22 protein-coding genes and 1 tRNA gene are annotated in these 22,214 nt (G+C 63.3%); 9 read left to right on the top strand and 14 right to left on the bottom strand.

Annotated elements, in window-relative coordinates; genetic code table 11:
* The first annotated feature begins 6 nt into the window (after window positions 1-6).
* Complete coding sequence (gene nicT, locus GY24_RS07135; protein ID WP_104475015.1) at window positions 7-1,182, top strand: Nickel transporter NicT; 1,176 nt, start codon at window positions 7-9, stop codon at window positions 1,180-1,182.
* Between the two features lies 1 nt (window position 1,183).
* A complete protein-coding gene (locus tag GY24_RS07130; RefSeq protein WP_161498700.1) occupies window positions 1,184-2,113 on the top strand; it encodes an urea transporter in 930 nt (309 codons plus the stop codon).
* A gap of 192 nt (window positions 2,114-2,305) precedes the next feature.
* On the opposite strand, the gene crcB is transcribed toward GY24_RS07130, so the two are convergent.
* The 5 genes from crcB to GY24_RS07105 form a co-directional block, all read right to left on the bottom strand.
* Complete coding sequence (crcB, locus tag GY24_RS07125; protein ID WP_104475013.1) at window positions 2,306-2,683, bottom strand: fluoride efflux transporter CrcB; 378 nt, start codon at window positions 2,681-2,683, stop codon at window positions 2,306-2,308.
* Window positions 2,680-3,171, bottom strand: coding sequence for a fluoride efflux transporter FluC (locus GY24_RS07120; RefSeq protein WP_104475012.1), 492 nt, complete (start codon window positions 3,169-3,171; stop codon window positions 2,680-2,682). The genes crcB and GY24_RS07120 overlap by 4 nt, the downstream gene beginning before the upstream one ends.
* Window positions 3,168-3,689, bottom strand: coding sequence for a universal stress protein (locus GY24_RS07115; protein WP_104475011.1), 522 nt, complete (start codon window positions 3,687-3,689; stop codon window positions 3,168-3,170). Before GY24_RS07115 ends, GY24_RS07120 begins: the two co-directional genes overlap by 4 nt.
* Before the next feature lie 133 nt (window positions 3,690-3,822).
* On the bottom strand, window positions 3,823-4,299 hold the full coding sequence (locus tag GY24_RS07110; protein WP_104475010.1) for a hypothetical protein: 477 nt from the start codon (window positions 4,297-4,299) through the stop codon (window positions 3,823-3,825).
* An 88-nt stretch (window positions 4,300-4,387) separates the two neighbouring features.
* On the bottom strand, window positions 4,388-4,984 hold the full coding sequence (locus tag GY24_RS07105; protein WP_104475009.1) for a GNAT family N-acetyltransferase: 597 nt from the start codon (window positions 4,982-4,984) through the stop codon (window positions 4,388-4,390).
* A gap of 251 nt (window positions 4,985-5,235) precedes the next feature.
* Between GY24_RS07105 and GY24_RS07100 the strand changes: the two genes are divergently transcribed.
* Window positions 5,236-5,312: transfer RNA gene (locus GY24_RS07100), tRNA-Pro, on the top strand.
* 236 nt (window positions 5,313-5,548) lie between these two features.
* On the opposite strand, the gene GY24_RS07095 is transcribed toward GY24_RS07100, so the two are convergent.
* Window positions 5,549-6,142 carry a hypothetical protein gene (locus GY24_RS07095; protein ID WP_104475008.1) on the bottom strand — a complete coding sequence of 198 codons (594 nt, stop codon included), beginning with the start codon at window positions 6,140-6,142 and terminating at the stop codon, window positions 5,549-5,551.
* A 578-nt stretch (window positions 6,143-6,720) separates the two neighbouring features.
* Between GY24_RS07095 and GY24_RS07090 the strand changes: the two genes are divergently transcribed.
* The gene (locus GY24_RS07090; protein ID WP_161498699.1) at window positions 6,721-7,173 is read left to right on the top strand and encodes a hypothetical protein; all 453 of its coding nucleotides are present in this window, start codon (window positions 6,721-6,723) and stop codon (window positions 7,171-7,173) included.
* A 399-nt stretch (window positions 7,174-7,572) separates the two neighbouring features.
* On the opposite strand, the gene GY24_RS07080 is transcribed toward GY24_RS07090, so the two are convergent.
* Entirely contained in the window at window positions 7,573-8,994 is a 1,422-nt protein-coding gene (locus tag GY24_RS07080; RefSeq protein WP_104475006.1) for a hypothetical protein, read from the bottom strand.
* A gap of 88 nt (window positions 8,995-9,082) precedes the next feature.
* Complete coding sequence (locus GY24_RS07075; protein ID WP_324778227.1) at window positions 9,083-9,529, bottom strand: hypothetical protein; 447 nt, start codon at window positions 9,527-9,529, stop codon at window positions 9,083-9,085.
* 375 nt (window positions 9,530-9,904) lie between these two features.
* Between GY24_RS07075 and GY24_RS07070 the strand changes: the two genes are divergently transcribed.
* Entirely contained in the window at window positions 9,905-10,501 is a 597-nt protein-coding gene (locus GY24_RS07070; protein WP_104475005.1) for a hypothetical protein, read from the top strand.
* A 205-nt stretch (window positions 10,502-10,706) separates the two neighbouring features.
* On the opposite strand, the gene GY24_RS07065 is transcribed toward GY24_RS07070, so the two are convergent.
* Window positions 10,707-11,381 carry a GIY-YIG nuclease family protein gene (locus GY24_RS07065; RefSeq protein ID WP_133161139.1) on the bottom strand — a complete coding sequence of 225 codons (675 nt, stop codon included), beginning with the start codon at window positions 11,379-11,381 and terminating at the stop codon, window positions 10,707-10,709.
* Between the two features lie 316 nt (window positions 11,382-11,697).
* Between GY24_RS07065 and GY24_RS17480 the strand changes: the two genes are divergently transcribed.
* Window positions 11,698-12,228 carry a competence protein CoiA family protein gene (locus GY24_RS17480; protein WP_133161138.1) on the top strand — a complete coding sequence of 177 codons (531 nt, stop codon included), beginning with the start codon at window positions 11,698-11,700 and terminating at the stop codon, window positions 12,226-12,228.
* A 407-nt stretch (window positions 12,229-12,635) separates the two neighbouring features.
* Here GY24_RS17480 and GY24_RS17475 read toward each other — a convergent pair whose 3' ends face one another.
* Together GY24_RS17475 and GY24_RS17470 are read right to left on the bottom strand one after the other, a co-directional pair.
* Window positions 12,636-13,646, bottom strand: a complete 1,011-nt coding sequence (locus tag GY24_RS17475; RefSeq protein WP_133161137.1) for a hypothetical protein — start codon at window positions 13,644-13,646, stop codon at window positions 12,636-12,638.
* Between the two features lie 108 nt (window positions 13,647-13,754).
* Complete coding sequence (locus GY24_RS17470) at window positions 13,755-14,852, bottom strand: hypothetical protein (RefSeq protein ID WP_133161136.1); 1,098 nt, start codon at window positions 14,850-14,852, stop codon at window positions 13,755-13,757.
* A gap of 381 nt (window positions 14,853-15,233) precedes the next feature.
* On the opposite strand from GY24_RS17470, the gene GY24_RS07060 reads away from it, so the two are divergent.
* Window positions 15,234-16,682 carry a serine/threonine-protein kinase gene (locus GY24_RS07060; RefSeq protein ID WP_104475003.1) on the top strand — a complete coding sequence of 483 codons (1,449 nt, stop codon included), beginning with the start codon at window positions 15,234-15,236 and terminating at the stop codon, window positions 16,680-16,682.
* A gap of 587 nt (window positions 16,683-17,269) precedes the next feature.
* On the opposite strand, the gene GY24_RS07055 is transcribed toward GY24_RS07060, so the two are convergent.
* Complete coding sequence (locus GY24_RS07055; protein ID WP_161498698.1) at window positions 17,270-17,731, bottom strand: SRPBCC domain-containing protein; 462 nt, start codon at window positions 17,729-17,731, stop codon at window positions 17,270-17,272.
* Window positions 17,732-18,152: 421 nt separating this feature from the next.
* On the opposite strand from GY24_RS07055, the gene GY24_RS07050 reads away from it, so the two are divergent.
* On the top strand, window positions 18,153-18,809 hold the full coding sequence (locus tag GY24_RS07050; RefSeq protein WP_233279244.1) for a histidine phosphatase family protein: 657 nt from the start codon (window positions 18,153-18,155) through the stop codon (window positions 18,807-18,809).
* A 28-nt stretch (window positions 18,810-18,837) separates the two neighbouring features.
* On the opposite strand, the gene pdxY is transcribed toward GY24_RS07050, so the two are convergent.
* Window positions 18,838-19,689 carry a pyridoxal kinase PdxY gene (gene pdxY, locus GY24_RS07045; protein WP_104475001.1) on the bottom strand — a complete coding sequence of 284 codons (852 nt, stop codon included), beginning with the start codon at window positions 19,687-19,689 and terminating at the stop codon, window positions 18,838-18,840.
* A gap of 406 nt (window positions 19,690-20,095) precedes the next feature.
* Here pdxY and GY24_RS07040 point away from each other — a divergent pair, with 406 nt between their 5' ends.
* On the top strand, window positions 20,096-20,923 hold the full coding sequence (locus tag GY24_RS07040) for a GIY-YIG nuclease family protein (protein ID WP_104475000.1): 828 nt from the start codon (window positions 20,096-20,098) through the stop codon (window positions 20,921-20,923).
* A 115-nt stretch (window positions 20,924-21,038) separates the two neighbouring features.
* Here GY24_RS07040 and GY24_RS07035 read toward each other — a convergent pair whose 3' ends face one another.
* A complete protein-coding gene (locus tag GY24_RS07035) occupies window positions 21,039-22,196 on the bottom strand; it encodes a GTPase family protein (RefSeq protein ID WP_104474999.1) in 1,158 nt (385 codons plus the stop codon).
* Window positions 22,197-22,214 lie beyond the last annotated feature (18 nt).

Below are 22,214 nucleotides of genomic sequence, written 5' to 3'. Positions count from 1 at the left end.
GTGGCCATGCGCGCACAGGCGGCCGTGGAGCAGGGGACGGCAACGAAGAGGCAGCGGTCGTATCGGACGCAGGTCATCCTGGCGTTCATCCCCGTCGCGCTCATCCACATCGTCGGCTTCGGCCTGTTCTTCATCCTGGTGGAGCCGCTGCACCTGCAGCTGGGCTCCTCGGTCTTCGGGGTGGGCATCGCCGTCGTCGCCTACGTGCTCGGCGTGCGGCACGCCTTCGACGCCGACCACATCGCCGCCATCGACAACACGACGCGCAAGCTCGTCGACCTGAAGCGGCCGGCGGCCGGCGTCGGGCTGTTCTTCTCCCTCGGACACTCCACCGTCGTGTTCCTGATGGCGGCCCTGCTGGCCATTGGCGTGAGTTGGGCGGTCGGGCTGACGGATGACGGCAACGGGGTGCGCAACGGCCTGGGCGTGTTCGGCACCGCCGTCTCTGGCGTGTTCCTGCTGCTCATCGGGCTCATCAACGCGGTCGCGTTCATGGGCATCCTCAAGGTCTGGCGGGCCTCCCGCGACGGCAAGCTCGACGAGGCCGAACTGGAGAAGCACCTGCAGGGCCGCGGCTTCCTCAGCCGCATCATCGGCCCCATGATGAAGTCGATTGACCGGCCGGGCAAGATGTACCTCGTCGGCTTCCTGTTCGGGCTCGGCTTCGACACCGCCAGCGAGATCGCCCTGCTCGTGCTCGCCGGCACCGGTGCGGCGACCGGCCTGCCCTGGTACGCGATCCTCTGCCTGCCGCTGATCTTCGCCGCCGGGATGAGCCTGTTCGACACCCTCGACTCGGCGGTCATGGTGCGGGCGTACGGCTGGGCGACGATCAACCCGATCCGCAAGGTCTACTACAACCTCACCATCACCGGGCTGTCCGTCATGATCGCCGTCATCATCGGCGGCATCGAGTTGGTGGGCCTGCTCAACGAGCGGCTCGGCCTGCAAGACCCGCTGACCGGCTGGGTGGCGAGCATCGACTTGGAGAACGTCGGGTACATCATCGTCGGCACGCTCGTGCTCGCCTGGCTCATCTCCACCGCCTACTGGAAGCTCGGCAGGGTGGAGGAGCGCTGGGCGATGGCCTCCGGGAGTGCCGGGGGAGCGGGTCCCGCGGGGACTGCCGGGGATGCCGGCGCCTCGCCGCCGGCGAGCGGGCCACCAGAGGGGAAGTCCTGAGATGAGCACAGCGGGCGCCACGGCGCAGAACAAGGTCGCCTCCCCGGGGGCGTGGTTGCTCGGCTTCGGACACGGGCTGTCGCAGATCTTCTTCCAGTCCAACATCTACACGGGCGTGCTGATCCTCGCCGCATTCGCCGTCGCCGACTGGCGGATGGCGGTGCTGGTGGCGATCGGCTGCATCGCGTCCACCCTGGCCGGGCGGCTGCTCGGGGCGAAGGCCTCCGATGTGATTGCCGGACTTCAGGGCTTCTGCGGGGCGCTCGTCGGCGCCGCGACGTTCGCCGCGCTCGGTGGGCAGGTCGCCGCGTACCCGATCGCCCTCGTCGGCGGCGCGCTCTGCGCCCCCGTCACCTGGCTGGTGGTGGCGCTGTTCACCCGGACGCCGCTGAAGGTGTTCGCACTGCCGTCGACGACGGCCCCGTTCTGCATCGTCGCCACCGGGGTGCTGCTCAGCACGCAGGCACTGCACGTGAGCTCGCCGGCATCCGTCACCATCGACTCGGTTCCGCTGGCGTTCGCCCGCTCGCTGCTGACGAACGTGTCGCAGGTCGTGCTGGTGGACAACATCTGGGCGGGCGCGCTGATCCTCGCCGGGCTGTTCATCGCCAGCTGGAAGGTGGGCCTCGCGGCCGTGCTCGGCAGCGCGATCGGCAGCCTGTGCGCCCTGGCGATGGGGGAGACCCTGACCGAGACCGCGAACGGGCTGGCCGGCTACTCCGGCGTGCTCACCGCGATCGCGCTCGCCGTGGTGTTCCTGCAGAGCAGCGGGATCTCCTGGCTGCTGGCGGTGCTCGGCACGATCATCACCGCCATAGTGACGCTGCTGATGCACCAGCTGCCCGGACCGACCTACACCTGGCCGTACATCCTCACCACCTGGGTGTTCCTCGTCCTCGCGCACTACATCCCGTCCGCCAAGCGCACCTAACGTCGGAGGCAGTTCCCGTTGGTCGAGTAGCGAGGAACGAGCGTATCGAGACCCCGCACCCGGCACGTGCACTCTCGTTGGTCGAGTAGCGAGGAACGAGCGTATCGAGACCCGCCCCGGGCACGTGCATTCTTCGTTGGTCGAGTAGCGAGGAACGAGCGTATCGAGACCCCGCACCCGGCACGTGCACTCCTAGACCGAGCTGCCCCACCACAGCCCGAGCGCCGCCAGCGCAACGCACAGCACGAGCATGACGACGCCGCTGGTGAACGCCGCACCGTGCCGGCCCTGCTTGATCAGCTGCACCGTCTCGTAGCTGGCCGTGCTGAAAGTCGTGTACCCGCCGAGGAACCCGGTGCCGATGATGACGCTGAGATCACTCGGCAACAGGTGCACCAGGGTGAGCCCGGTGAGGAAGCCGAGCACGAGCGAGCCGGAGGCGTTGATGATCGTCGTCGCCCACGGGAACGCCGTCTTCAGCCGGGCTCGGATCAGGCCGTCGACGAGGAAGCGCACGGCGGCGCCGACCCCGCCGGCGACGGCCAGCAGCAGGAAGATGAGCGGGGTCACGAGCCGGCCCCCTGCTCCGTGGCGTGCGTGCTGGCGGGCTCGGCCGGCTGCGGGCCGGTGCGGGCCGTCATCCGGGCGTTGATGCTGCTCGCCAGCAGGATGCCCGCCCAAGTGGCGACCGCGCCGACGACGACGGTGCCGAGGGCGTAGAGGATCGCGGGCCAGGGGAGGCCGTCCCGGAACAGCACCGCGGTGTCGGTGGCCAGTGAGCTGTACGTGGTGAAACCGCCGCAGAAGCCCGTTCCGAGCAATAGCTTGAGGTTCTTGCCGGTGGGCTTCGCCGGGTCGATGCGGGTGACCGCCTCATAGAGGTACCCGAGCAGGAACGCGCCGATGATGTTGACGACCGGGATCGCGATGGGCAGCTGGCCGAGGTTCGGGATCGCCAGGGAGAGCCCCTCGCGGCCCGCCGCGCCGAACGCGCCGCCGACGGCGACCAGTGCGATGGGCGCCCAGCGCAGGTGTGGCGGGCGGATGCCGGGGCTCATGCGCCGGCCGTGTGCGCCGCCGCGGTGCCTTCCGCCGCCCTGGCCGGGATGACGACGACCGGGCGCAGCTGGTGGCGGGCCAGGTTGATCGCGATCGAGCGGTTGAACAGCTCCGTCACGCTGCCGGCGAAGGAGCGCTCGGCCGTGCCGACGACGAGCATGGAGGCGTCGACGGTGTCGGCGAGGTGGCCGAGGGCGGTGGCGACGTCGCCGGCGATGGCCAGCGTGCGCCAGGTCACGTTGCTGTCCGCGAGGATCTCGGACAGGGCCGTCTCCAGCCGGGCGTCGAAGGCGACCTCGCGTTCATCGGCGAAGTCGGGGTCGAGGGGCGCCGTCAGCATGGAGCCGTCCGGGGACTCCGCGGTGGCGAAGCGCCCGGGATTGACGTGCGCGCAGATCAGCTCGGTCTCGAACTGGATGGCGAAGCGGGCGGCCTGCAGCACGACGTGGGGCGGCTGGCCGGGGGAGACGCCGACCACGACGGGGTGTTTGCGGGGTTCCCCCGAGTGAATTCCCATGATTCGACCCTACTCGCGCGGAGTTGAGCCCGACAAGGCGGTGTGACGCCGGGTGCAGAAACGGCTCTGGCGCCGGACGGCCGGGCCGCCCGGCGCCAGAGCGCGGGAGTGGTGCTGCGTGGGGCAGCGGATGCTACGAGGCGGGCGTGGCCGGCTTCTCGTCGGTGGCCGGGGCCTCCACGGGCTCGTCGACGGGGGCCGGGGCATCCGCGGTGACGACCTCGGTCGCCTCGACGACGTGGGCCTCGGCCGGAGACTCCTCCGGGGTGATCGTGCTGTGCACGAGCTCGTTGTCGTCGGCACCGAAGTCGTCGAAGTCATCGAGAGTGAGGGCGGCCTGCGCCTGGGCGAGGGCGAAGTTGTGCGCGTGCACGGCGAGGGCCAGCAGCAGGCCCAGCACGCCGACGCCGATCAGCGTCGTACCGAGGGTGACGCCGGACTGGCCGGTGAGCATCGCGCCCACATCCTGCGAGCCGGTCGTGTAGAGGTCGGTCTGCGCCGCGATCGAGCTCGTCATGACGAGGTAGCCGACGGCCCCGACGGCGAGCGAGGCGATCCAGAGCAGGATCACGGGGAGGTTGGCGGACTTGGACGCGGGAGTGCGAGACATGAGTTCCTTGATTTCGGGGTAGGTGAAGCGGACGACTGACAGTACCGAGAGAAGCTATGAACGAGCCATGAGCTGCCGGTGTGTCGGCTCAACCGGTGAAACGCAGCTGCATGACCGGTCGGTCGGCACTCGGCCGGGCCACCTCCTCGAAGCCGGCAGCCTGAAACTGCGTGAGCGTGCCGTGGTAGAGATCGGCCGAGCTGGTCTTGCCGCGCACGGCGACGTCGACGGGATAGCCCTCCACCACGCGGGCGCCAGCCTCACGCGCCTGCTCAAGTGCGCCGCGCAGCAGCGCGCCGCCGATGCCCAGGCGGCGGTGGCCGACCCGCACGACGAAGCAGGTCACCGCCCACACCCCCTCGTCGTCGGGGGCCTCTGGGCTGCCTGCGGCCGCGCGGGTGCGGGTCAGGCGGCCGTAGTTCACGCGCGGCTCCACGGCGCACCAGCCCACCGGCTCGTCGTCGCGGTAGGCGATGATGCCAGGCGGGGGAGTAGCGTCCCTCACCTGCCGCTCGAGCGCGACCTTGCACTCGGGACCCTCCGCGTTCTTCCAGTCGGCGTTGGAGAGCTTGAAGAACTGGCACCAGCAGGTGGCCGGGTCGCCGCGCGTCCCGAACACCCGCACGACGTCGTCCCACGGCGCGTCGGAGACGGAGACGATTCTCACCGGGGCGATTTCAGTCATGAGCAAACCTTAGGACGCCGGGTCGCGGCGGCGCCACCGGCGCCCCGATCTCACCGTTGACCCGCCACTTTGCCGGATGCCGCGCGCGAGGGTGGCGCGCGGAATGTGCAGCCCCGGCATCCGGAACCGGCTCTGGACACGCCCGGCGGATTCGAAGTGGCAAACGGCACCCGAAGTTCGCGCTATTATTGACAAGTTGTCTTCGGGCGGCACGCAGCTGAGGTTCTCAGCCGGCGGCTGCACAGAGACTACGGGCTGTAGCGCAGCTTGGTAGCGCACCTGACTGGGGGTCAGGGGGTCGCAGGTTCAAATCCTGTCAGCCCGACCAAAGGGGCCGTTCTCGAAACTCTTCGCAGAACTGCCCACAAAGAATCGCTCCGGATGAGAATCCGGAGCGATTTCTTGTTTCCCGAGCCCTTTTGCGGATGACGGGCTCTGATTCGGCCTCCCAACGTGTTGAAGGCGGGGAATCGACGCTCGTTAACGACTTTCGGGCGCACCGATGTCCTCGGTGCGCCTGGGGTGTGGCCCTCTCGGTCAGTATTCGAACGCGCGGGTGCGCGGCTACTCGGTGGTGGGTGGCCCGCCGGTGTCGTCGGTTGCGGTTCCGCGTTTCTTCAGGTGTTTCGGTCGTTCGACGCCGGGCGGGAGGGTGTCGGTGTACCGGTTGTAGAACTCGCGGTCGCGGCGGCGGAGCTTTTTCTCAACGGGGTTGCCGGCGAGGTCCCGTTTGGCGTCTTCCCGGTACTGGTCGCTCATGAAGGCGGCGATCTTCCCCAGGTCGAAGTTGACCAGGAGCATCGTGATGATGACCTGTGCGGCGCCGAAGCCGCGCACCTGGCGCCGGCTGGGGTCCTGGATGTCCTCGGCGCCACCGCCCTTGACCTGTGAGTTCAGGGACTCGATCGAGTTACGGGCGTGGGTGTGGAACTCCTCCCACTCGCGGGTGCCGTAGTCGAAGGCCTGCTTCTGGCGGCGGCTGTTCGCGGACTGGAACGACACCGAGTGCTGCCGGCAGATCTTGTCGGCGAAGTCCGGGAGGTCCTCGGAGTCGACGGCCGGGCGCTTCTTGTCGGCCACCTTCTTCGTCTTCATCATCATCTCGCGGAGCGGGCAGGTGACTGTCGGGCTGTTGCCGAGCGCCGGGCAGGTGAGCACGGTGCGGCCCTTCGCGTCCCGCTTCTCCTTCTGGTGCAGCTTGAACGCTTTGCGCGTGTTGATACGTTCCTAGTAGGTCACTTTGTCGAGGGCGCCGCTCAGCAAGTCTTTCGTCGCGTTGCGCACCGGCTCCGGGGTTCCCGGGCAGTAGGCGCCGCCCTCGATGTAGACCGCGCCGTGGTCGCCGCCTTGGGCGCCGAGCCGGAGAGGAAGAGATCGTCGATGCGGAGCTCATTGAGGACGTGCCACAAGATGAGGCTGGGGAATTAGGTCTGATGGCCAGCGCCGATACCCCAGCAATGGTGGAACGACAGTAGCAAAGGGGGCACTATCCCGTGACCTAGGTCTGGCTGTCGACAGCAGCGACCAATGCATAACCATGGATCGAGAGTGAGATGCAACCGCGGGTGCGGGGTGAAACGGTTCGTGGGGCGCGACGAACTCGACGGCGGGCGCTGGCCGGCGCTGAGGCGGCACCGTTGCCCTCGTGCGCCCTTTGACTGTTCACCGGGATAGAACGTGTCGCCGACCCACTCGGCATTGTTGCCCAATATTTGGGGTCTGGACGAGACGGGCCAATGGCCATACGCTCGCGGGAGCCGCTCCCATCGCTCTCCCAGAGGGGCGCTTCAACCGCCCGTCGATTTATGGAGCCCTACCTTCCGATGAACCTCCGCATCGCAGTCGTCTTCGCTGCTCTGGCTTTCGCCGTCACGGCTTGTACCTCGTACTCCGACGTTCAGCCTGGCTACCAGGAGCACCTCGACAGTCGCGACGACTACGAGCAGTCTGAAGAGGCTCTAGCGGCCGAGGGTGACTACTACGCCGACCAGCAGCTTGCAGAAGACTTCGCCGCGAGCGGGTGGCGGTGCTTCTGGGACCCCACCATGAACGACGACTGGCACGACGACTACCAGTGCTCCGACGGCGTCAACTATGATCGCCCATACCTCATCCCGGACGACTCGTTCGTGGAGCGGTGGGAGCTCGACGCCGCCGCCGCCGACTACGAGGCAATCCTGAACCAGTGAGTGAGCGCGCGGACCAGCGCATGGCCAAGCTTTCCGCGCAAGGCTAGCAAGTCATTCGGACCTGCTGCGGCGCAGGTACGGGTGGCGGAGGGCTGACGCGCAGTCATGCAGCGAAATTGCGAGGGAAATCACTCGTGGGGGCTCTTCTCGCGCTAGATGCCGCTCAAGTCTTCGCCGATGTCTCACGTCATTCGCGGGCGCTCATTAAAGATGTCCATCGCCTCCCGGAGGTAAGGCGCCAGTCAGTCGAGCTTGGTAACTGCCAGCATGTCACCGCCTCTGCACGCGACAGGCGCGTTCCGAAGGCTCGGGCGAGCACGGTTGGTGCCGCTCAAGAAGCGAGTGTACGCGCGGAGCTGCATGGTCGGGTCGCCAAGAGGATTGCGCGGCACTGTGCCGTCAGTTCTGCTGTGAAGCGAGGCCTTTCTGCAGGAGGCCGAGAATCTCGTCGTGATCAGCCGCAGATTTCAATTGTGCATGGATGTACTTTGACCGGCCGCTGACAATAGTGTTCGAAGTAGTGGCGGGATACTCCCCGAAGTTCAGTCCCTGAATGTACACGCTTAGGTGGTCACTGTGGACGGAGATATCGCAGAGTTTGCGGTTCCCGTAATACTTGAGCCCACGCACTCGTGACTGGCGCGACACCTCAGGACTGAGGGCGAGAATGCTCTCGTCGAGATGTTCCCAGAGCGGGAGCAGCGCTGCGCTCATCCGGTCCGTATGAGTTTCGACTGGCACCTCTGCTTGCTCGGGCAAGTTGTTGGCGATATCGACGAGGCTTTCGCCAGTATCGTTTACCCAGTAAGCGGGACCTTGGAGCGAAACGACGGTCTTGCTCGCGCCTTGTTCCAGGATGAGTCGGGCTAGTCCGGTCGGCGAGTATGGTTGAGCATCCGCCTGCCAAACAAGTGGCAGCGATGAGTCTTCCTGCCAAGTCGCGTATCGGCGCGCGGGTTCTTCTGCGAACCACTCCTCAAGCCCCGCATCCGGTTCTGTGGTCGTCCGGAACCGGAAACGCTCGCCTTGTTCGAGCGCTTCGGCACGGATCAGGCGGGCGACGGTGTTAGCTTCGCGTTGCTTGTTCTGCTTACCAGTCTTCGCTTTCTGCGCTTCATTGACCTCAGGGGAGAGGACAAATTCTTCGATCCCCGGCGGCGGATAGTGTTGCGAGACGGTGACGAGGACGTCGTTGGCGGTCTGATACGCCTGGAACACCAACAGTTTGATGTCGAGCCCCAACTGCTGGTGTAGAAACACGACTGTCGCAGTTACGGTCTGAGGGAAGTCGGTCGCCATGAGAACGATCTTTGGCAGTCGGAGGGAGTCCTCGGTGATCTCCGCCCACGCGTCAAGTTCAGCTGCCGCGTCACTGGCGGTAATCTCGTGACCGGATGTCTGAGTGCGATAACGCGCATGAACCCTGTCCAGGTCATCTCGAGTGAATCTGGAGACTAGCGCCGCGTACTTGAGCGCTTGCATCTCAACGGTGTCGGGGGCTTTGTCACGCTTGAGCTCCACGACGATTAGATGTCCATCGCCGTCCAGCGCGAGGACGTCGAGGCGGTCCCGCTCCTTCTCTCCCGTGTGACCCGTCCAGCTACCGAACTCGAACGCCACGATCTTGATAGACGAGCCAAGGACCTCTGGATGGGCGATGACCCACTCCTGAAGATGCTGCCGTTCCTTTAGACCGGCCTGGGCCAGGCCTATCGGGATTGCGGCGGTGGCTGTCGCACCGTTGACCGTGAAAACGAGCTCACCATTCATTGCACTCCCATACTCGAACCTGAGGAGCAGTCTCGCATAGAGGATGATCATGCGCCGCGATCGCCGAGTACGTCAGCGACGATACATGCGGGAAGCGAGCCACTTATCCCGGATCCGTGGCACTGTGCAGGTCGCGGAATCAGAGTGGGGCGGCGCGGGCATAGAACTCGGCCTCGGCCTCGCTCCGTCTGGCGATGTCGTCGACGACGAACCGCACGAAGTCCTCGTCGCGATCGCTGATGAGGACGTCTTCGGGTGCGTCGACGGGCTGTTCTCCCGGCCAAGCAGTTTGACGAGTCGGCCGATCGCGTTCCAGGCGTGTTCCGGACGTCGCGACCCAGTCGTGGAGGCGCTGGCGGGCATCGGCGAAGTCGCGGTGCCAGCCGAAAGGCGCGGAGCCGTACTGGTCGGGGTCGTAGGCGCACAGCCGATGCAGGTGCAGCGCCGAGAGCTCCCAGACCAGTTCAGGGTGCCGGGGCCACAACGGTGGTACGACAGATGCGGGGAGTCCGTAAGTGCGTCTCAGCCAGTTCACCCACCGGTTGAGTCCGATCCATTCGGTTTCTGCACCTTCAGCGGTGAGCAGGTTCCAATTGACCGGGTGCGGTGGTTAAACGTTCAGTGATCTATCGACTTCGTCGAAAGCACCCGCGTTCGGCGGCGCATCTGGATCACCAGACGTCCACGCACCTGAGTACTCCGGCATCGGGAACTACTGTCGGTTTGCCTGACTCCTGACTCCTGACTCCTGACTTGTGAGGATTCTGGTTCTCACGGGAGGATGTCCACCGTGCCACGGGCTTTTCCCTTTGAGTTCCATCGTGATTTCGTCGCGGTCGCCCAAAGGACTATGCCCGCTTCATCAGGTCGCGAAAGACTCCGGGATCGCCCGCGCCCGACTGCCGCGACATTGGTGAGGTTGGCAGAAGACCATAAGCCGTGAATTCGCTCTGAGCCGGCGATGTTCACCGTGACGTCTGTCGGTTGCCTCTGCTTTGATGACAGCACCGTTGGTGTCGAGCAAGGGAAGAACATGACAGACGTGGTGGGCAAGCTTGGGGGAAGCGTTCTTGGGCGGTTCGTCGGCGTCTGGGCCGACAGCCGGCGAAGAGAGCAGGAGGACCAGCGCGCCCTGCGCCGCGGTGGGGCCGATGACCTCCTGGCCTGGATTCCGGAGCTCCGAGAGCTGCTCGTCCGGCTTGAGACCACCCGGGAGGTCGAACCGTGGAAAGCGGTGATGAGTCGTGCCTTTACATCCATGCGACGTGCTGAGCAGCTCGCGCCACACGAATGGCGGCATCTGAGCGGCTCGCTGTTTGACGCTATTGGCAATGGCGCCGGCTCGGTGGTGTGGATTGACCTGACTCCCTCACTTGCGGAGGAAGCTCCCACTTACGATCACCGATGGACGATGAATGCGGTCGAGTACATCGAATACCTGCAAGCGAAAGTGCAGCAGTGGAAGCATGCGTACAGCGCCAAGAGGGCGGCGAAGGTGAAGTTGCTCTCCTACAACGACTGGTTGCACTTCACGGGACGCCTGGCACCCTTCGAATGAGCTGGTTCTTGAGATAGACGCAGACTCTGTTCGGGTAGCTTGATCAAGCGCGGAACGTTCGCATCGCGGCGAATAGCCCCGGGACTGCTGTCGGTTTGCCTGACGCCTTCAAGAACAAGGGTCCTTCGGATGGACGTGGTCTTTGGCTCACTGAGCTGCATGGGGTGCCCTGTGACCTGGTCAGGCGGCGGTGATCCAATCAGACTCAATGCCTTGTGCCGGCGATGCGGCAGCACAGCGCCCGCAACTCTTTCAGGTCGAGTAGCGGCCGCGGGTTGTCCTCGAGGTTGAGAAGCGGTGTGTGTTCTCTGATCAGTGCCACTTCGTTGGCGTGAATCTCCGATTCCAAGGTCACCCACGAGACGTCGAGATTCGTGTTGATCCATTCCACGATCGCCTGTTCGTCGGCCGGGGCGAAGCGATAGTTGCGTTGGTTCGCGTTGCGAAGGAGCGAGCCGAGTGGCGGCCGGTAGCCGAGTACCGCCCCAAGGCTGCGGAAGAAGGTGCCGTGGCCGCGCGCGCGGGGCTCATTGCCGAGCAGCCGGCCTCGCAGTGTCTGCGTCCGCGCCTCGCCCAGATAGAGGAGTCGTGAGGCGCGCAGAGCGAGCTCGCTTCCGAACGGCTCGGGAAGGATCGCGTCGCGGTGCAGGCGGATGGCGTAGAGGCCGAACGCATCGGGTACATTGCCATCAATGGACCCCGCGGAGCGGAAGCTCTCATCCTCGAGTAGGCGCTCAAGCAAAGGGTGAGGGGTCATGGGCAGGAGCCTACTGGTCAGCGCGGACAGGAAATGAGATGGAAGCAGCGAGTGCTGCCGTTCCGTTGGAGGGTTGGAGAGATGCAGCGTGTGCTTGTTGCCACCCCGCGCGGATGCGGTCATGTGCCATGCGCTACACACAATTCTTCAACCTATGGGCTGAACCACTCCAGGAAGCGCTGAACCTGCGCAGGCGCCGGCGAGCAAGGGTGTTCCCCGCTCGTTAGGAGTGTTTCAGCAGTTCTTGCCCCAATCGGGCAGTGCACCCACCTGCTCACCAGGTTGGCCTGCCGTCATGGCGGAGCGGGCACGTGTTGCCGGCGAGATTGTGGAGGCCGCGACCTTGCCTGTCATGGCTTGAAGTGCTCTCCAGTCCCGGGTGAGGCAGCAACTGGCATCGGTGCAGTTGCCCTTTTGCTTCTGTCGGGGGCACCTGAGCGTGAGCAGCATCGGCACCCAATTCTTCAAACACTATGCAACGGATGGGTTCTGCGAGTACGCGGCCGCCGGCGAATCGGCAGAACACATCTTCGCCAAACATGGGATGGCGGCCGGGGAACGTGATGCCGGCGCCATCGTTCACATAGAACGGGGCAGCCGACGAGGAGACGGCGGTCGGTGGCGTGCAGACGTCATGGCAACGGCGGGGGACAAACGGACGGCGCTGGAGATTCACCATTCTCCTCAGGCGACAGATCGGTACATTAGGCGGCATCGGCGGTATGAAGATGGTGATGTCGATGCAGTGTGGTTTGTGTCGGGCGACGCACTCGGCCACGCCCGGCTTCAATGCTTCGTCCCCGTGCTCCAAGTAGAGATTGACTTCTCATCTGCAACTGTCGTGGGGCTGAGCGAGGACCTCGATCAGAATGTCGCACTGAGAGAGTTCGTTTCGCGCTGGCTGCAAGGACAGCGCCCCAAGCTCGGCCAGCCTGTCCCGGCACCCCAACAGGCGGTGAACCCCGTGTGATTCGCAGAGTGCCCTCCCCGCCGGAACGGAAGCCGAGCGACAGGCGAGCTTGGACGGTTAGCCGACCGCCGACTCACCTTCCACAGAAGGGCTGTCCCCGGGGTTGCGATCCCGGGATGAGCTACTCCACAGTTCTCTGTGTTGGGTCTGCATGACGTGTCGGATGACCGAACCAAGCAGCGCACCGATCCAGCGCAGTTAGCGTCGCAGCGATTCGCAGCGCCGAGGATGCGACGCCACCAACAGTCCGGACCCGAAACGGCACCAGACAACGGCGGAGGAACAAGACAAGCGACAGACGGGGTCACGACTCGCGGAGTGGCACAAGAATCGGCAAGCGTACTGCTGGAGTGGATACCTGCCCCTCCAACGAGGGGAGGCGGCATGAAGCCCGGGGCTGGTCACATTCAACTGAGCTCAGTAACTGCACCTAGATTCCTTATCGCACTAAAGAGCTCGGCGACGCCCTGACTTCCGGCCGACACCAATTGGCTCTTCGCGAGTGCGGAAGGCGACCCATGTCTGACTTTCTCGATGCAATCCAGCAAAGCTCTATCTCCACTAACAAAGATGTCGCAGGCAGCCAGATACGTTCCAATCTGATTATCGACCGGGGTTCCGTCGGTAGTGCGCCGTGTGCGCTGCACATAGTCCAGTGCCCAGCGCAACCAATGAAATGGCAGCTCGGACATAGAAACCTCGCGTGTCCAGAACGAATGCCAGCTGCCGCGATCCTCCGCGATGGCACGTCGATCTACCCAAGGGCCCAACCAGTCTGAGCAAGCCGAGTCGTCGTTCTCGACGAATTCTCGCCACCATGTCGTGATCCCGTCGGCTCTCCACGCCTCAAAAGGCTTGCCATCCCAGCCAAACACCGGGGCCTCAAACACAACCGGGACATCGTCTACGTTGACCGATCCGAATGTTCGTTTCGCGTCGATAGCGTCTTTTCGGAAAAAGTGCGCTGCTTCTCGCGCTCTTCGAAGGTCATCGCCCCCGAGTTGGTCGATTCTTGCCGATTCGGCTTTGCTGTCAGTTCTGGCGCGCCTCCACCACCCCGACTGCCAGTCGGCGCGAAGCTCATGCCAGTGGCGGAGGTCAGGGTGTTCGATTAGCCATTCTGGACGGTGCGCATGTATTGCCGCTCGCATGCTCTCGGACTCGTGGAACACCTCCGGCATTGGCCGCTCCCATTCGCCAAGAGTGATCGCTTTCACAAGCTTTCGTTTGAGCGCGGAATTGGGCATGCGGAGGACCTCGAAGGCTACGGCGGGACAAGCAACAATTCTTACCTCTGCTGACCGTGAGACCATTCGCAAGTCCTCGACTGCCTCCGCATCAACCAGGTAGCGCCAAACGTTGCTATCCAGCATTACGGTGCATTTGTGCACGCGATCATCCGCCAATGGACGGTTCACAGCTGGAGAATCTCGCTGGAGGCCATCTTACGATCTGAAGTTCCCGAGTGAACGGTCGCCCAGGGCGGCAGGGGAGGTCTCGCGGCTCTCTCAGCCGAGAGCAATGCGCTAGACCATTGTTTTCGTTCGCCCGGCGAGATGCCCAGTGTCCTGCGGCTCATCGACCGCAGTTATCGTCAGCAAGTACTTCGCTGCCATGCGAATCACCGCTGACATCTCTTCAAAGGTAACGTCCGTCCGGAACAGAAACGTCGTGCCCAGCATTGACTGCGGGGAGTGTTTTGGTGTGTAACCGTAGAACCGGTTGCGACCCAAGTCATTTGCATCTCGGAGACCGCAACCAGACTTCTCCCAATCGATCGCATCGCTTGCGTCACCTATTGCGAGTTTGACCGCAGTGGAGCTGAGCTCGCGCTCCAACCGGTTGGCCTTGGCAAGGGCCTCTTCTGTCGAGTCGCCATCGGCAAAGAGGTTTAGCTTGAAGGCAGCGCTTGCATCGCCCCGACGGGATCGTTGAACTTCCAAATGCAGATTGCGCTCGGCATTCCAGATGGAGAGGTTAGCTTGTCCGATCCCTGACTTGGTTGAGCCATACGTAAGGGCCGGATCAGTCAGATGCTTGTCTAGGTCCTGGTATAGGAACCGAATTCTGAACCGATCAGTGAGTGCAGAGGAACCCGTTGAGTCGGCGCGGCCGCGAGCGTTTTGGATCAATCGACTCAGATAGTCAGAAGCGTCTGCCGCCAGCGCGGCTGCTGCCGGGCTTGTCGAACCGAGCCAACCAGCGAGGACATCCTTGATTGCGATACGGGTCCAGCCTGTGCTGGATCCGCGTTCGCCGTTATCAATGGCAAAGACGAAGCGACGTTCCATGGGCACTGGTGGGAGCGCCTCATCATCCGTGTCGCACCACGCGTTGTAGAGCTCAAACTGCATGCCATGAGCCTCAGCGCCAAGCTTGACCTCGATTACCGCCCACGGGCGTTCGCCAACTTCGGCATAGAGATCGAATCGCCCTTTGTGTGAAAGAGGGTGCTTACCGCCGCGTCTTGAGGTCGATTCGTCGAGGGCACTGATCAGGCCCTCTCGTATCAAGTTACGGGAAAGGGAGAACTCGCGTTCTCGGATTAGGCGGAACTGGCTTTGCGGTGCCTTCAGCAGTCGGGAAAGAGGCTCACTGTCGAGGACGTGAAGGTAGTTGAGCAAGTCGGAAATGTCATTCTCGTTCCGGAGCCACCTGCCAACAGCTGCTGTTCTTGTTTCCGTCATTGCCGCACCTTCCGTGTTGTGAATCCCTCGCACGACCAAGAATCGAACAAGCAACAATCCCGGAACCTAGCATGCTCGCGCTCTCGTCGCGCGACAGCGGATGTGCCGTGGTGATAGCCGCACCAACCGATGGCCCACATCTCGTAGCTCGCGACAAATGGGTACAGTTGCTCCGCCCCTACACAACTCTGAGAAGGCGCGACCGATGGATTGTCTAGGGCCTATGCAGCCTCAGGCAGCTCTGTGGCTCCACCCAGCCTGTCGCGCGCGTTGACGTCTAACTAATGTGGTGTCCTCCCACCACGGTACCTTTCGGCTGTGCCGCAGATCGTCCGCTATGTTCGTCTCGTGACTAAATGGGGATGGGACTCCGGTAAATCGCTAGGCAACGGAGGATTTGGCGAGGTATACGCGGCTTATGGGCCAGGCGCGGATCAGCTCGCGGCCAAGGTTGTGCCAAAAGCGGAAGGTGCGACGCGCGAGCAGCTCATCGCGCAGGACGCACCCAGCTCGCCCCACGTCGTCCCAATCTTGCACGTCGAGGAGACGTCCGATTCGTTCGTGCTGTACATGCCGCGTGCGGACTACTCGCTTCGGCAGAAGATCAACGCCGGCGTAAATGCAGGCGAGGCGATCGCCATACTCACCGATCTGGCCGAGGCCCTGAACGTCATCTCGCCTGTAGTCGTTCATCGCGATATCAAGCCGGAAAACGTCCTATATCTCAATGGAGCTTGGGCGCTGTGCGACTTCGGAATCGCGCGGTACGCTGACGCTGCTACCGCCGGAGACACACGAAAGTTCTCCTTCACCGCCGAGTATGCAGCGCCCGAGCAATGGCGTTACGAGCACGCGACTGCGGCGACAGATGTCTACGCGTTCGGTGTCATCGCGTACGAGCTGCTGGCTGGTCAGCGTCCATTCACTGGCTCGTATGAAGTCTTACGCGACCTACACCTGAGCGCTGTGCCGGACCTCCTGCCCGGCAGCCGAAAGTTGTCCTGGATTGTGAGTGAGTCTCTGAGCAAAGCGCCCGGGGCGCGCCCCGCGGCGGGGAACCTCATCGACCGGCTTCGACGGGCTGGGGCGGAAGCTGCAACACGTGGCGGCAGCGCCCTCGCGGCTGCGCAGTCGGCAGTCCTGCAGTCTCGTGCTGCGGAGCAAGCCGCCGCAGAGACCGCCCGTACGGAACGCGAGCGACGGGAAGCTCTTGCGAATAGCTGCCGCGGTGGCTACGCGGCGCTGATTGAAGAGGTAGTCGAGTTCATCTCCGACAGCGCCCCGGCGACCGAGGTGTCTCGCTCACACGACGGTGGCGCGACGCTCGCGCTGGGGCAGGCTCGCCTAGTCATCTCTGGCTTGTCTCATTTTCCTGGCAGCGAGTCATCGCCGTTCGATGTCATCTCGTACGGCCAGATCCGGGTCGAGAACAGTCGTGGCACTCTTTCCCGTTCCCACTCGCTGTATTTCGTCGACTTCGAAGCCGAGCGCTCATATTCGTGGTTTGAGTTGGGCTTCATGCAGACTATGGGTGCTGACTTCAACAACGATCCGCGCGCAGCTCCACCCGGTGAAGGGCTAGGGGGATTCCATGGCGGGTTCGGTGGGCTTCAACTCGGGTATGGCGTTGTCCCTCTCGACATCGGGGACCTAGACCGGTTCGTCGACTTCTGGGCCGAGCGTTTTGGTCAGGCTGCTTCCGGACAGTTCCCACGGCTATCCCGGCTTCCGGACGGGAACACAAACCAGCCCGTACGTCGGCGGTAGACAAATTCTGGCTGAGCGTCGCAGCGTCTTATCGCTGATGCGTGACGTCCATCGCCCAGGCGTGCCCTGCAGAGTGATCCCGACGACGGTACGAGCGGCTCGAATAATGAGCATGCGGTCGGCCAAAGCCATCAGAAGGCTGCTGGAGCAGCCGTTCCCCATTCAATCGTGCTAAAGCCACGGGTGCATCGGCCTCCACATGGATGCATTCGCGGCGCAACGAACTGTCGTTCCCATATGGATCGGTACCCGGTAGGTGCGGAGGAAAATTTGGCGGCATGCGGAGGAAAACGCATTTCATGGGGGCCAGCGATCCGCGCCCGGACAGGTTCTGCGAACAGCCCACCAAAGGGCCGTTCTCGAAACTCTTCGCAGAACTGTCCACACAGACTCGCTCCGGATGAGAATCCGGAGCGATTCTTTGTTTCCGGACGGTTTCGTGGGTATTGGAGCTCAGCGTCGTGTTCTGCGCCGTGAAGCCGAGCGACTTCCTGCTCGTCAACGACCTTCAGGCGCATCGGTATCTTCGCTGCGTATCGACTGAGCAGGGTTGGGGCCAACTCGTCGATCGATCCACCCATCGTGAACTACTGGGTGACACCCTCGAGTAGGAGCACCAGCTCGTCGAGTTCGACGTCCCAGCCCTCTCGGTTCTGGTCAAGACGTTCGCGACGGTAGCGGGTACCGCCGGGGAGTGTGTCGAAGCCCGATTCGATCACCGTGACATCCGTCCCGGTGCCAGCATCAGAGATGGTGAAGCGTACATGCGTCGAGTACTCGTCGAGCTTTTCGGCGGGGATTCCCGACCAACGGAAGCCGAACGAGGCGTCGGGCGCCACTTCGGTGATTTCGATCGGGAAGCTGCCGTAGCCGTCCCAGTCAATGCTGCCAGTAGCACCAGGCTCGAGCGAGGCGAACTCCACACTGTCTCCGAACCATTTGGCCATCACCTCGGGGTCAGTCAGCGCCTTCCAGACCTGCGCGCGCGAGGCCTCGATGTGCACGGTGCGGGTCACGATGTGGCCTTTGACTCTTGCGTGATCAGACACGGTGTTTCCTTCTCGTTCGAGCTGAGCGCGACGGGACATTGCCCGCCGAACGGCACGTGAAATGCAATGCGCCTCAATGAGCGTACCCGTCATTGCGACTCGCGTTCGGGCGAGAGAACCCGTGAACGCGAGTAGCAACGCATCAGCGGTCGGTCCGTGGGATGTCGGAGGCTAACCGGCATCAGTCTCTGCACTGATCTACAAGGGTTCTGACACCGGCTTCGCCTCGACATGACTGGCGCCGCGAGTCCTTGTGATTGATTTTCGGATCGGACCGATTGGCCGACTAGACGCACCTACCCGCGGCAAGAACCAGCCATCCCCATGGGAGATGTGTGGCAGCGGCCCAATCTTGTTCTCCTTGGAAACGGACAGTCCCATCTCTCGGCTGGAATCCGGGGCACGATATTACTGTTGCCGTATGTCCATGATCGATCCGCTGCCCAACCATCCTGCTCCGGACAACCCGACAGGGAAGCTGATTCTCTTGCGCCACGGGGAGACGGAGTGGTCGAAACAGGGGAAACACACCGGACTCACGGATGTTCCGCTCACGGCCCGGGGAGAGGACCTTGCCCGCGGCGCGGGCCGGCTCGTAGCCGGATACGATTTCTCGCTCGTGCTGACCTCGCCGCTGCAGCGCGCGCGGCACACTGCTGAGCTCGCGGGCCTGGATGCCGAGGTCGACCCGTTTCTCGTTGAGTGGGACTACGGCGGGTACGAGGGCCGCACGACGCGCGATATCCGCAGCGAGCTCGGCTACAACTGGAGCGCGTTCACCCACGGCGTGATTCGTGGCGACACTCCTGGTGAGACAGTCGAGGAGGTCGCCGCCCGCGCATCGCGAGTGCTCACGCGCGTGCTGCCCGCGATGGAGGAGGGAGATGTCGCCCTGGTCGCACACGGCCATTTCCTGCGTATTCTGACCGCCGTGTACCTGAGGTTGGCCCCTCGATTCGGTGCGCAAATCACCCTGGACGCCGGATCGGTCTCCGTGCTCAGCTACTACCGTGAGCAGCCGGCCATCCTGTCGTGGAACTACGGACCCGAACTGCCGATGGTGCCCTCAGAGAGCTAGTGCCCAACCCAAGGAAAGATCTGATTCCCTAGCGCACGCGCTGGGCGGTGAACTGCATCCGCGGATGAGCGTAGAAGTCCTGCGCTTGCACGAGCTGCAGTTCTCGCTCTCCCGATTGATGCGTCAGCTCAATGAGGTCGAACACGCTGGACGCGGTCCGTTCCAGCGCCACAGCGGCGTCGCCTGTCGCGCGGTAGTGCGCCGAGAAGAGCGCCGCGGTGACGTCACCCGAGCCGTTCGCCTTGAAAGGAAGATGCGGAGTCTGCACGATCCACGCGCCCGCGGCATCCACCGCGAGCATCTCGATGGTGCCGGGCTCGCGGTCGGGGCGCTCCACGCTTGTCACGAGAACGGTGCCCGGCCCCATCGCCCGGGCGAGGTCGACGGAGTCGAGCGTTGACTCCACCGTCGTCGGCTCGGTGCCGGTGAGGAATCCCAGCTCGAACTGGTTCGGAGTGATGATGTCGGCCACGGGAACCACGCGATCCCGCAGCAGGACGGGGATCTCGGGAGCCACGAAGCAGCCGGACTTCGCGTTGCCCATCACCGGGTCACACGCGTAGATGGCCGAGGGGTTCGCCGCCTTCACCCGCCGCACCGCATCCACGATGACGTCGCCGATCCCGGTGCCGCCCTGGTAGCCCGAGAGCACGACGTCGATCTGGGGGAGCACGCCGCGTTCTTCGATGCCGAGGATCACGTCGTGCACATCCTCCGGCGCGATGAGGGATCCGCGCCACGCGCCATACCCCGTGTGATTGGAGAAGTTCACCGTGTTGACCGGCAGCACCTCGACTCCGATGCGCTGGAGGGGGAACACCGCCGCTGAGTTGCCAACGTGGCCATGGGCGACGGCGGACTGAATCGAGAGAATCTTCACGACATCAATCTTCCGACAGATGATCGACACCCGAGGACGCACACGCAGCACGGGCGAGGAAAATCTTGCAGCGCACGCAGGAAAAGACGTTTCGTGGTGGTCAACGATCCGCGCGCTGACGGGTTTCGCGAAACCGCCCAAACAGAATCGCCCTCGAGGACACTCGAGGGCGATCTTGCGTTTCCCGGCAATTTCCGGGCTGAAAATCCTCACGGTGACTCAGTTGCTCATCGGACGCTGACTCAAGCGCCTTGTTAGCGACTTTCAGGCTCTCTGAACCGTCCAGGATTCGTGCCGCTTTCGTTCTAGGGAAAGAAGCGGTCGAAGGTCCTAGCGTCGATGGGCTGGCCGTCAAGCGGAGTCCAGGCTCACGTGTCCATGGGCCTGGCAGCACTAGCCTCTCAGTATGGATCCGATCTTGCTCGCACCGCTGTTACCGCCAGAGTTGGACCCGACCCAGTGCAAGCTCCACTGCGCGGTCTACAACGGTGAGGCATTTCCGATCGACGTCCTCGCGAACGATCCTGATCAGTGGCGACGCTGGAATTCGTGGCGCAATGTCAACGACGACTTCAACCGACAGTTCATCTTCTCGCTCGCGCAGGATCGAAGTGACCCGACACTCTGGCTGTTCGGTGGGATTTGGGAAGTCGTGGGACGCCGCCCTGAGCCCAGGCAACACTCCTACGACGTCGTTCTTCGCGAGGACCTCATGGGTCCGTTTATCAAGAGGCTGTACGTGCGCTTGGCACTCGCGGGTCGAAACCGTCGCCGGAACATGGAAGCGTGTCTCAGCGACATGACTGTCTCAATGATTGCTGAGGAGCCATTCGACGGTGACCCGTTCCCGGGGCACGACCGCATCAATCACTCCCTAGCCGAGATCCAAGCGATAGTGAAGCAGGGGCGACCTGACTGGCGGATCGCCTTGGAGCATATGAAGGGCGTCTACGTCATCCACGACGAGGCAACGGGCGAGCCCTACGTCGGCTCGGCCTATGGCGATACAGGGATCTGGCAACGATGGTCCCAGTACGCCCTCACGCTCCATGGTGACAACGTCGGGCTGAGGGCCCACCTCGCAGCGAAGGGCGAGGAGTACTTCCGCGACACGATGCGGTTCGCTCTCCTGGAGTTTTGGTCGATGCGAACCGACGACCAGCACGTCATCGACCGCGAAACCTATTGGAAGGGAGTCCTCCTCTCCAGGTCGCTAGGCCACAACAGGAACTAAGAGTTGCGCGACTTTGAGTCGTGAGGGGACCCTCCACCGGGACGCCATCGTTGACTCGGGACCGCTGCCGGTTTGGCTGAGCGTGGCGTTCATGCCGCCAGTGCGCCGGCATCCATCATTCTGGTGTCGAACTCGAACCGCGGGCATCCACCCGGTTGTTGGCGTTCTCGAACCATGCGGCGTACTGAACTTTGAAAAGCTCGTGAATGAGCGTGCTATCGATGGCACCACCGACGCCTCTCAACCTGCCAAGCGTGAGCTCTTGGCAGACCGCCGCCCAAGCAAACCCCGTTGCGAGAGTGAGAGTACTTGCCACGCCAGCAGAAATCGCTCCGCCAACGATTGTGCCCGCTCCAGGAACCAGCTTTGTGAGACCGACAACGGCGCTCTTCCCACCGGCAACCAGCACTGTTGTGATTGCCGTAGAAGCAATGGCGGCCGTATCAAGTTTCAATCCGTAAATCGCAGCGACTCGTGCCATCATGGCCAGCTGAATCGGAACCAGCAGTGCAGCATCCGCTAAGGGAATGGGCACAACTCCCACTGCTAAAGCCGAGACCGCGGCGGCTTGAACTGCGGAATGAGCGTCTTTGCGCTTTCGCGCCATGTCAACTTTCTGGGCCGCAGCAAGGGCCGCGGCAACGCCTTCGGGGACAACGCGAAAGGTGGCATCGAGCAGCGTCTTTAACCCATGCTCCACCTGCCCGGTAAATTCGTCCCCATCCGCCATCACCAATATTGGTTGCCCGCCCGCGATGGGCAGGCCCAACCCTGAGATGTGTGCTGCGAGTTCGACAGCGTCGTGGTGATACTCCCCGTTCCTCGACGTGACTTGGGTCAAGACGAGAAGAACCGGCAGCCCAAGCTTGTGGAGACGCCGAACGAACTCGGCCTCGGTGTCTTCGAACCGGCGGTCCGTGGCCCGCACACAGTACCAAGCGACGTGGACATGCTCAGATTCGCGTCCATTGCGCATTTCCTTGACGTAAGAACTGAGCTCCTCAATGAGCTCATCGGTGTCCTTGCCAATCTCGAGGCCTCGAGTATCGACCAGCCCCATGAAACCGGACTTGTGGAGGTAGAGGTGATTGTTCATGGTGACGGGTTCGCCGATACCCGTAGGTGCTACTTCTTCGCCAAACACTGCGTTGACGAGAGTGGACTTTCCGACACCAGTCTTGCCGAAAATTGCGAGATTGAAGCGGCCCATAGCTTCCGCCTGCTCCTGAAACTTCTCGCGGAACGTCTCTTCAAACTGAATTTCATCCGTCATTCTTTGTCCTTCGTCATT

Origin of the sequence: Microterricola pindariensis (assembly GCF_002936985.1) — a bacterium.
GTDB classification, from domain to species: Bacteria; Actinomycetota; Actinomycetes; order Actinomycetales; family Microbacteriaceae; genus Microterricola; species Microterricola pindariensis.
This window is presented reverse-complemented; position numbering and strand designations above follow the sequence as displayed.

Excerpts from the sequence above, each read along its gene's own strand:
- nicT (WP_104475015.1), top strand. The coding sequence starts at position 7 with ATGCGCGCACAGGCGGCCGTGGAGCAGGGGACGGCAACGAAGAGGCAG.
- GY24_RS07130 (WP_161498700.1), top strand. The coding sequence starts at position 1,184 with ATGAGCACAGCGGGCGCCACGGCGCAGAACAAGGTCGCCTCCCCGGGG.
- GY24_RS07120 (WP_104475012.1), bottom strand. The coding sequence starts at position 3,171 with ATGAGCCCCGGCATCCGCCCGCCACACCTGCGCTGGGCGCCCATCGCA.
- GY24_RS07115 (WP_104475011.1), bottom strand. The coding sequence starts at position 3,689 with ATGGGAATTCACTCGGGGGAACCCCGCAAACACCCCGTCGTGGTCGGC.
- GY24_RS07110 (WP_104475010.1), bottom strand. The coding sequence starts at position 4,299 with ATGTCTCGCACTCCCGCGTCCAAGTCCGCCAACCTCCCCGTGATCCTG.
- GY24_RS07105 (WP_104475009.1), bottom strand. The coding sequence starts at position 4,984 with ATGACTGAAATCGCCCCGGTGAGAATCGTCTCCGTCTCCGACGCGCCG.
- GY24_RS07090 (WP_161498699.1), top strand. The coding sequence starts at position 6,721 with ATGGCCATACGCTCGCGGGAGCCGCTCCCATCGCTCTCCCAGAGGGGC.
- GY24_RS07080 (WP_104475006.1), bottom strand. The coding sequence starts at position 8,994 with ATGATCATCCTCTATGCGAGACTGCTCCTCAGGTTCGAGTATGGGAGT.
- GY24_RS07070 (WP_104475005.1), top strand. The coding sequence starts at position 9,905 with ATGTTCACCGTGACGTCTGTCGGTTGCCTCTGCTTTGATGACAGCACC.
- GY24_RS07065 (WP_133161139.1), bottom strand. The coding sequence starts at position 11,381 with ATGACCGCATCCGCGCGGGGTGGCAACAAGCACACGCTGCATCTCTCC.
- GY24_RS07050 (WP_233279244.1), top strand. The coding sequence starts at position 18,153 with ATGTCCATGATCGATCCGCTGCCCAACCATCCTGCTCCGGACAACCCG.
- GY24_RS07040 (WP_104475000.1), top strand. The coding sequence starts at position 20,096 with ATGGATCCGATCTTGCTCGCACCGCTGTTACCGCCAGAGTTGGACCCG.
- GY24_RS07035 (WP_104474999.1), bottom strand. The coding sequence starts at position 22,196 with ATGACGGATGAAATTCAGTTTGAAGAGACGTTCCGCGAGAAGTTTCAG.